Source organism: uncultured Oceanisphaera sp., from assembly GCF_947495715.1.
GTDB lineage: Bacteria > Pseudomonadota > Gammaproteobacteria > Enterobacterales > Aeromonadaceae > Oceanimonas > Oceanimonas sediminis.
In genome coordinates this window covers 137,154-147,054 of record NZ_CANLZU010000006.1, presented here as the reverse complement: position 1 = coordinate 147,054, position 9,901 = coordinate 137,154, and the positions used below count along the sequence as shown (strand labels likewise).

At 56.3% G+C, this 9,901-nt stretch carries 6 protein-coding genes; 3 read left to right on the top strand and 3 right to left on the bottom strand.

Annotated features, from left to right (window positions below):
• Nucleotides 1-195: 195 nt before the first annotated feature.
• A complete protein-coding gene (locus Q0753_RS05710; RefSeq protein ID WP_298718379.1) occupies nucleotides 196-693 on the bottom strand; it encodes a nucleoside deaminase in 498 nt (165 codons plus the stop codon).
• 163 nt (nucleotides 694-856) lie between these two features.
• On the opposite strand from Q0753_RS05710, the gene Q0753_RS05705 reads away from it, so the two are divergent.
• From Q0753_RS05705 to Q0753_RS05695, 3 genes are read left to right on the top strand one after another with little or no spacing between them, the layout of a single operon-like run.
• Nucleotides 857-1,441 (top strand): bifunctional 2-polyprenyl-6-hydroxyphenol methylase/3-demethylubiquinol 3-O-methyltransferase UbiG, encoded by a 585-nt coding sequence (locus Q0753_RS05705; protein WP_298718377.1) that lies wholly within the window; start codon nucleotides 857-859, stop codon nucleotides 1,439-1,441.
• A complete protein-coding gene (locus Q0753_RS05700) occupies nucleotides 1,438-4,365 on the top strand; it encodes a DEAD/DEAH box helicase family protein (RefSeq protein WP_298718375.1) in 2,928 nt (975 codons plus the stop codon). Before Q0753_RS05705 ends, Q0753_RS05700 begins: the two co-directional genes overlap by 4 nt.
• Nucleotides 4,366-4,397: 32 nt before the next feature.
• The gene (locus tag Q0753_RS05695; RefSeq protein ID WP_298718374.1) at nucleotides 4,398-7,523 is read left to right on the top strand and encodes a DUF3427 domain-containing protein; all 3,126 of its coding nucleotides are present in this window, start codon (nucleotides 4,398-4,400) and stop codon (nucleotides 7,521-7,523) included.
• Nucleotides 7,524-7,538: 15 nt separating this feature from the next.
• Here Q0753_RS05695 and Q0753_RS05690 read toward each other — a convergent pair whose 3' ends face one another.
• Both Q0753_RS05690 and Q0753_RS05685 read right to left on the bottom strand, forming a co-directional pair.
• A complete protein-coding gene (locus Q0753_RS05690; RefSeq protein WP_298718370.1) occupies nucleotides 7,539-8,537 on the bottom strand; it encodes a nuclease-related domain-containing protein in 999 nt (332 codons plus the stop codon).
• A gap of 125 nt (nucleotides 8,538-8,662) precedes the next feature.
• Nucleotides 8,663-9,751: a hypothetical protein gene (locus Q0753_RS05685; protein ID WP_298718368.1), complete on the bottom strand. Its 1,089-nt coding sequence runs from the start codon at nucleotides 9,749-9,751 to the stop codon at nucleotides 8,663-8,665.
• Between the last annotated feature and the right edge of the window lie 150 nt (nucleotides 9,752-9,901).

The following is a 9,901-nucleotide window of genomic DNA, read 5'->3' as shown; positions in this document are numbered from 1 at the left end:
CCCCTCCCCAACCCTCCCCTTGCCTTGCACCCTGCTGTTATTCTGCCAAATTCCAGGTTAAGGGGAGGGAGCAGCTCAGCACCAAACAGCCCCTCCCCCTTGGCAGCGCCATAACAGGCATAGCGGCGGGTCTACCCCAGGGGGAGACCGGGTGGGGGTGTCACTTTTGGCCAAGCCCGTCTTACCGCTAATAGCTTACGGCTTATAGCTGTCTTTCACCCCGAAATACCGCCGATGCAACTCGCGGATCTGCTCGGCCAGCTCCGGTACCGGGCCTGCAACTTCAATATCCGGCGCCACCTCGTTGATGGCCAGCGGCCTCACCGGCGACTCCGGCAGCCCCCATTCGCTGCACCAGTCGGTAAACTGCGCCGCCGAGCTGGCATACACAATGCGCCCCAGTCCGGCCCAGGCGTGTGCCGCCGAGCACATGGGGCAATGCTCGCCCGAGGTATACAGGGTCGCCCGGGCCCGCTCGGTTTCGCTCAGGTGCTCGGCCGCCCAACGCGCCAGGGCAATTTCCGGATGCCAGGTGGGTTCATGGCTGTGAATGCGATTGTGATCTTCCGCCAGTACCGCCCCTTCGGCCGACACCAGCACAGAGCCAAAGGCCATGTCGCCACCGGCCAGCGCCTCTTCCGCCAATGCCACGCAACGGCGCAAATGTCGTAAATCCTGTTCGTTCAAAGCCATTGTTCACTCCTGTAAATTCGCCTGTTTGACCAGGGGACAGCCCCTCTTGCCATAACCGACCGGCCCCGCCGCCACAAACGCACAGACACGGCGGTAAAGGCTATCCAGCTCTGTCTTGAGTCTGATAAGGTACTGAACAAACAACAAATATCAAAGCAGGAAAATGTCTCTCGACTATTACCAGCAGCAGGCCGAACAGTTCTATCAGAGTACCGTAACCGTAGACATGACGCCGCTGTATGAGCGCTTTCTACCTAGGGTGCCGGCCGGCGGCCATATCGTGGATGCCGGCTGCGGCTCGGGGCGAGACAGCCTGCATTTTTCCCGCCTGGGTTACCGGGTAACCGCCTTCGACGCCAGCCCGGCGCTGGTACAGCTGGCCCGCGCCCATAGCGGTCTGCCGGTGGTGCAATGCCGCTTCGAAGACTTCAGCACGTCGGCCCCGGCAGACGCCATCTGGGCCTGCGCCTCCTTGCTGCATGTGCCGCTGGCCGAACTGGCCGCCGTGATGGCTCACCTGACCACACAACTGAAGCCCGGCGGCGTGTTTTACTGCTCCTTCAAATACGGCCGGGGCGAAAGCAGCCGCGAGGGCCGCCACTTCACCAACTTGGATGAAAGCGGACTGAAACAACTGCTGCAGGCCCTGCCGCTGAACATCGCCGAACAATGGCAAACCGGCGATCTGCGTCCCGGTCGGGAACAGGAACGCTGGCTCAATGCCCTGCTGGTAAAGGTGGCGGAATGACGGCCCCGCAACTGCTTGCCGGCGGCGGCGCCAAGGATCCCGGTTTCAACCAGCCGCTGCTCGGCCCCCTGCTGGATGCCATCAACGCCACCGGCGAAGGCAGCAGCATCGGCATCGCCGTGTCTTTTATTCGCCAGAGCGGACTGGCGCTGCTGCAGGATGCGCTGTTCGAAGCCCTGGACAGAGGCGTGCAACTCGACGTTATTACCTCAGATTATCTGGACGTGACCGAGCCGGTGGCCCTGCGCCGGTTGATGCTGCTGGCCGAACGGGGCGCCCGTGTCGGCATCTACGAGAGCGCCGGCAACCCCGGCTTTCACCTCAAGTCCTACCTGTTTATTCAACAACACACGCAGAAACGGCTGACCGGGCTGGGCCTGGTCGGCTCCAGCAATATCTCGCGCGCCGCCCTCACCGACTCGCTGGAGTGGAACTGGTGCCTGCGGGTAGACGATGACGGCACCTGCCCCGCCGCCGCCAGCCTGCTGGCGTTACAGCAACAGATGCAGCAACTGGCGCAGGATGCCCGGGTGGTACCGCTCAGCCACCACTGGATAGACGATTACCTGATCCGCTATCAACAAAGTCCGCTCACCGGCCTGCGCGTCATTACCGGTGACAACACCAGCGATGACGAGACACTGCGCGAAACGCCGCTGCCCCATGCGGTACAGGAAGAGGCACTGGCGGCGCTGCAGGCCAGCCGCAACCAGGGCTACCAACGGGGGCTGGTGGTCATGGCCACCGGCCTTGGCAAGACCTGGCTGGCCGCCTTCGACGCCCGCCAGCTCAAGGCCAAAAAGCTGCTGTTTGTGGCCCACAGAGACGAGATTATCCGCCAGGCTCAGGCCACCTTCATTCGCATGCAGCCCACAGCACACACCGGCCTGTATAACGGCCAACAGCAGGATCAGGCCGACTGGCTGTTTGCCTCGGTGCAGACCCTGGGCCGGGCCGACCACCTGCGCCGCTTTGCGCCGGATCACTTCGACTACATCATCGTCGACGAATTTCATCACGCCACCGCCCCAACCTATCGCCGCTTGCTGGATCATTTTCGCCCCCGTTTTCTGCTCGGGCTGACCGCCACGCCGGACAGAACCGATCAGGCCGATATTCTGGCCCTGTGCGACGATAACCTGGTGTTTGAGCGCGGCCTGCGCGACGCCATTGTCGACCATCATCTGGTGCCCTTCGTCTATCAGGGCATTTATGACGAGCACATCGACTACGACGAAATACCCTGGCGCAACGGCCGTTTCGATCCCGATGCGCTGGATGCCGCCTTTGCCAGCAAACGGCGCGCCCGGCATGCCCTTGAACAATGGCGCACTTTCGCCCGGAGCCGCACCCTGGCTTTCTGCATCTCTACCCGCCACGCCGACTTTATGGCCCGGATATTCAACGATGCCGATATCAAAGCCGCCGCCGTTTATGCCGGCTCGGCCATGCCCCGCAACCAGGCGCTGACCGAACTGGCCGACGGCAAGCTGCAGGTGATTTTTTCGGTGGACCTGTTCAACGAAGGCACGGATCTGCCCGCCATCGACACCCTGCTGATGCTGCGCCCCACCGAATCGCGCATCGTCTTTCTGCAGCAACTGGGCCGGGGCCTGCGCAAGCACCCGGGCAAGCAGCGGCTGATGGTGGTCGATCTGGTGGGCAACCACAAAGCCTGCCTGTTCAAGCCCGAGCTGTTGCAGGCCACCATCGGCACGACCGACGGCAACGGCAGTCAAACCACCCCGGCTCTGCCCGAAGGCTGCTATATCAATCTCGATCCCCAACTGATCCCGCTGATGGACAAGCTGCGCTACGGCGGCCGGGTCAGAGTGGTTGATGACTATCGTCGGCTCAAAGATGAACTGGGCCACCGACCCACGGCGGTGCAGGCCTTTCAGGCCGGGCTGGATTTGGCCAAGCTGCGCAAACAGCACGGCAGCTGGTTTGAAATGACGCGAAGCGAAGGCGATCTCGCGGCTTCTGCCGTCATGGTGCAGGATAAACTCGGTGACTTTTTACTGACCGGCATCGAGACCACCACGCTCACCAAAAGCTTCAAGGTAATACTGCTGCAGGCCCTGCTGGAGCTGGACGGCCTGCGCCAGCCCCCTACCCTGGCGGCACTGGCCGAACAGTCCCGCCATGTGCTGGAGCGCCACCCGGACTTGTTGCTGCTCGACCTGCCTGCCAGACAACAGGCCATGGCCGCCGACTCCCCCGCCTGGCTGCGTTACTGGCAGGGAAACCCGATCAAATACAGCTCCGGCGGCAACCCGGACTCAAAGGCCGAATACTGGTTCGAGATCAAGAACGACCGCTTCTGCCCCCGCTTCGAGCTGCCTGTTGATGAGCTGGATACCCTGCATTTGATGATGCAGGAACTGGTGGATCTGCGCCTGGCCGAATATCGCCGCCGCAAGGCGCCGAGGCTGGCAAAAGCGCATCGGCTTTCACAAACAAAACAGCAAGCGACCGACACACCAGCGGCCAACGTTATCGAATTACCCTGTTTCCCCGACCTGCGCATTGCCTGCGGCCATTTCAAGACCGGCCACAGCGACCACGCCGAACTCATGGCCATTGCGGATCACTACGGTCCACTCGATAGCAAACGGCACTTTCTGGCCCGGGCCAGCGGAAACTCCATGAACGGCGGCAAACAGCCGGTTAACGACGGCGATTTGCTGTTACTGGAATGGATAACACCGCAAACCGCCGGCAGCATCAGCAACCAGACCCTCGCCATAGAACGGCAGGACGAGTCCGGCGACAACCAGTATCTGCTGCGGATAGTGAAGAAAAACCCGGACGGCAGCTATCGGCTGCACGCCACCAACCCGGATTATGACGATCTGGCCGCCACCGACGAGATGAAGCCTTTTGCACGGTTCAGGGGTGTGATAGCAGAGCCGGCGCAATAACAAGAAGCAGAAAAATAACAATAAGGGACAAAATGAAAGCACCTCTTGCACAGGGACTCTACGATCTGCTCACCACACAGGGAGTAGAACAGGCACTCTCAGAAAGCGGGCTCAGCGCCCACCCCGAAGAACTCAATCCGGCCTTCAGTCACGAACGCTTAGCCGATGCTCTGGCCGAGCAATTGTCCCAGCTTTTAGCAGGGGTCAGTGGTGATAAACAGGTTAAGGTGAAGGCACAAGCCGAACTTATAAACGACATATTGCGATACTCCCGTCAGCGGTTGGCTCAGGATGAAGTCACCGACCTGCTATGCACGCCGCCCCAGGTACTGCGTTCCTTGTATCCTGCCCAGCGAAAGCCTGAACTGCCAGCCATCGGCTTGGCACAACCCTGGCTGTTTACTGCCGGTAAAGATTCTCCCGCTTTGTTGCATGAGCTCACTGCCGAACTGGCGTCATGCAATAGCGTCGATATTCTGGTGAGCTTTATCACCGTCTCTGGGGTGCGAAAGATCATCGAAGTGCTCAAGCAGATCACCAGCACCGATGCCAAAGGGCAAAGCCAGGCCAAGATACGGGTGCTGACCACCACCTATGTGGGCGCCACCGAGCAAAAAGCGTTAGATACGCTGGCCCGATTGCCTAATTGTGAAGTTCGGGTATCGCTCGACGGACGTCGCACCCGCTTACACGCCAAAGCCTGGATTTTTGAGCGGAACACGGGGTTCGGTTCCGCCTATGTGGGCAGCGCCAATCTGTCTGGTGCCGCCCTCATGGGCGGTTTGGAATGGACGGTTAAATTCACCGAAAAAGGCCAAAATCAGCTCTACCAGCGAGCTCAGGCACACTTTGAAACCCTGTGGCAAGATGGCGAATTTCAACCCTATAACCCGGATGATCAAACCCACCGAAACGAGTTAGCCAAGGCACTGAAAAGAGAATCAGGCCGGGATCTAATCGCTACTCCCACCTTCTTCGATATCGAGCCCAAGCCCTTTCAGCTGGATATTTTGGAGCAACTTGATAACGAGCGAGCACATGGTCGAATGCGCAACCTGTTGGTTGCCGCCACCGGCACCGGTAAAACCGTTATGGCGGCCTTCGATTACCGTCGCCTAGCCCGCAAGCAAGGCGGCTTGCCGCGGCTACTGTTTGTCGCCCACCGCAAGGAATTGTTGATACAGGCCATGCGCACCTTTCGGCTGGTGTTGCGCGAAGCGGAATTCGGCGATCTCTTTACCGGTGAGTACCAGCCAGAGCAGGATCAGCATCTGTTCGCCACCATTCAAAGCCTAAATGCCCGCAAGCTAGTCTCTCAGCAAGCAGCAGATTACTGGCACATGGTGATTATTGACGAATGTCATCACATAGAAGCCAACAGCTTCGAAACGCTGCTCTCAAGCATTTCTCCGGCTTATTTACTGGGCTTAACCGCGACACCGGAACGAGCAGATGGCAAGAATATACTGCGCCATTTTGATAATCGACCGGACGGTTCACCGGCGGCACAATTACGTCTGTGGCAGGCGCTGGATCTGCAACTGCTGACCCCCTTCGAATATTATGCCTGTGACGATGACACCGACTACCGAGAGATCCCCTGGCAACAGGCCAACGAATTCAAAGCGCTGGATAATCTGCTTACTGGTAACCATGTTCGCGCAGCGGCAGTGATCCGCTCCTGGCAACAACTGGTGGACGACCCTAAACGCGGTAAGAGCCTGGTATTCTGCGTGAGCATTGCTCATGCCGAATTTATGGCAGAGCAGTTTGAAAAGGCCGGCATTATCGCTCGTGTGATCACCGGTAAAAGCTCCGTTAAAGAGCGCCGAGATCTGCCCAAACAGCTAGAACGTGGCGAGATCCATGCCATCGTGACCGTAGATCTCTATAACGAAGGGATCGATCTTCCCTTTGTCGATACCTTGCTGTTACTGCGACCCACCCAAAGCGCCACTCTGTTTCAACAGCAAATCGGTCGCGGTCTGCGTTTGTTCGAGGGGAAGGAAAGCTGCCTGATCCTGGATTTTGTCGGCCAGCATAAGGAAGGATTCCGCTTCGATATGCTCTACAGCGCCATCACTGGCCTGTCGCGCCGTGAAGTGATCGAAAGCATAGAAAAAGGCTTTGGCCGACTGCCCAGCGGTTGCCATATCCAACTACAAAAGCAAGCCAAAGAGCATATTCTTAGCAGCCTGAAACAGGCACTGAATCAGAACTGGCACCGCCTGCAACAGGAGCTGCACGCCTATGTGAGTCTGACCGGAAGCCGTCATGTAGTTCTCGATGACTTTCTCAACGAGCAGCAACTAGAGCTGGAAGATATCTATCGCGCTGGCCAAAACAGCGGTTGGACCAATCTGCAACGGGATGCCGGGCTTCTGCCGGGGGCAGCCTCCGCCGAGGAACGCTATTTCAGCCGCCGGCTGGGGAGTTTGTTGCACCTGGATGACACAGCACAGTTACAGCTTATCAACCAAGTGGCCGAGAGTGATGCCCACTACGCGATCGACGATGAGCAGCAACAGCAGCGACTACAAATGCTGGCATATCAGATAGATGGTCAGCAAAGCCAGATAGGATCGGCTCAGGACTTTCTCATGCGGCTATCCCAGACTCCAGCTGTGTGCAATGAGTTGGCTCAGCTCAGCAACTATCTAGATGCGAGAACGCAGCATCAATACTTACCTCTGCCGGGACTGGAGCACACCCCGCTGCGATTACATGCAGCCTATCACAGCCGAGAAATCCTCACCGCCGTTGGTTTTCTTACCGCAGAAAAACGCACGCCGTTTCAGGCTGGCGTACTGCCATTCAAAGAGAGCAAAACCGAATTGCTGTTCGTGACGCTGGATAAAAGTACAGCCCAGCATGAAGGTGTCGCCTATAACGACTACGCCATCAGCCAGACTCAGTTTCATTGGCAATCTCAGAACAGTGCAGGCCCCAGCACTCCAGGTGGTCGCCGTTACATTGAAAGCGAAACTAATGGCTGGCAGTTTCAGCTGTTTGTACGCATCGACAAAAATTCACCCTATCGCGCCTGTGGTCCGGTGAAATTTATGCGCTATCACGGCAGCAAACCGATGAACATAACCTGGCAGCTGAAGTACCCGCTGCCGGTGAGACTGTTCAAGGAATTCAGTGTGCTGGGCTAATACTGGCTTTCATATTCAATAATTTTTGAGTGGCCGCGATGCTACGCGGTCTACTCGTTCACGATCTACATCTCGTACTCGCTGAGTGATCTGATGAGCTATTGCCTGTACCTGTCCAAGCTCAAGCTTACCCACATACAAATTAGGCAACTGCTTGGATAACTGAGTGGAATTCATCACATAGGGTAAAACCATTTTTTGTTTTAACTCCACATACCAGCCGGGCAACACTAGAACTCCCCCGACTGGAACATCAAAGCCGGTAGCATCACTCAGCCACGCCTGCACAGCTTTAACATTGCGCCGTGTTTGTAAAATAGGTTCACGCTCGACATGCCTTGGAAAGTGCAGAGCATCACCTTCTACTCGCACCTTAAATTGCTTACTTCCATTATCAATCGGTTTTGACCTACCTTTGGTTTCAACAACAAGAACGCCATTCGGGCTAACCACCAAGTGATCAACATTGAAGCCTTCGAACGGTATATCGTGAAAAACACGATAAGGTCGGTCAACTGGCCGTACAACCTGTTCTAGTTCTTGTCCTACAGCTATCTCACATGCATGACCTAAACGAAAATGGCTTAATTTTTTCATTTTTTTAAACAACTTACGAACATAGTAGGCAACACCAAAGATGATTAAAGCAATGACAAGTATCCAGCTGATAAGAGTAAACTGTTGATCCGCCATCTTCATCTGAAGAAAAACAAACATAGGCACGACTGCCGTTAACACAGGAATCATCATCAGACATTCCATCAAGTCCCAATTAATATCATCTATTTTTTGCTGCAAAGAAAAACCTGGCGCGCGAAGAAGGTCTGTAGTCAGAGGACTGACTCTACTACGAGTCTCTTTTTTCTTTATGTATGACACTACGCTTAACAAAAAAAATATAGGAACCAATAAAAGAGCAAGAGCTCCCCCAACGAAGTAAACCGATGATAACCACCCCATACCAAACCCTCGCATTAATTTAACTACCATCAAGATAAATATTAACAAACGCACTTTAACAGGTTTTCATTTGAGCACTTATAGTTCATTTATAGATTCATGATCTATGAGCTAATAAAAAAGCCGCCATCAACAGATGGCGGCTTTTTCTCAGCTCGGAACAGTGTTCAGGCGTTCGCTTAATCGGTGCTGCCAACTGCCTGTGCCATACCGGGCTGGCGGGCGTCTCGCTTGAGCTTGAAGGGGGCGAAGATCAACGCGCCCACCAAAAACAGGCCCAGATAACCGATCAGCGGGTAGAAAAAGGCCACCAGCTGGGTAAAGCCGGCAAAGCTGGCCACAAAGCCCACCACCAGAGTGGCGATGCTGAAGCGGTTGGCGGCCGGGGTGCGCATTTCCACAAAGCGGGCCACAAAGGCATAGAACATGCTGGCACCGGTGCTGAAGATCATGCCGAACAATACAAAAGACATGGTGGTGGCCAACCAGGGCGAGATGCCGTCGATGATTTTAAGCAACGGCAGGGCGTAACCGGCAATGTTGTCGATTTGCGAGAACATGGCCAGGTGGCTAATCATGATCAGCACGCCCACGCCGGCGCCGCCGAGCAGGCCGCCCCATTTGGCGATGTTTTCGTTTTTCTCGGCACCGCCCATCACCAGCGACATGGCGGCACCCACGGCGATATTGAACGACACATAGTTGACCGCAGACACCAGCCAGTGCGGCAAGGTGGACTCTACGCTTTCGGCAATGGGCGCCAACTCGGCAAAGCTGCGATCCATGGTGGCCAGGCTGTAAATGCAGATCGACACCAGCGCCAGCACCAGAAAAGGCGTAATGCTGCCGATAAGGGCCACTACCCGCTGCACGTTCAGCATCAGGGTGGCGCCCATCAGCAGGGTCATCAGCACGCTGCCGATGTAGGCATCCAGTCCGAACTGCTGATTGAGAATAGAGCCGGCGCCGGCAATCATCACCACGCCTACGCCAAACAGGGTAAAGATGATCACGTAATCCACGATCACGCCGATGTAACGGCCGCTAATCTGATACACCACGGTTTTGTGGGAACGGGTACGGGTGCGGCTGCCAAGCATGGTGAGCATCATGCCCAGGTAGGCGAACAGCGCCGTGGCCACCATGGCGGCGGCGGTGCCCATGTAACCGAAGCTGGTGAAGTACTGCAGCACTTCCTGACCGGAGGCAAATCCTGCCCCTACGATAATGCCAATGAATGCACTGGCTATTTTCAATATTTTCCACATGATCGCCTGATACTCCGTTAAATAGCCCTGTCAATTGATTACAGAGAGCCCAATTTCCAGAAGGTGCTGTTGTAGCGCCCGTAAAGCGGGGGAATGTAGCACAATCACAGGGTTAGCGTGATAGTTTTGTTAAATAACGCCACTATCAAC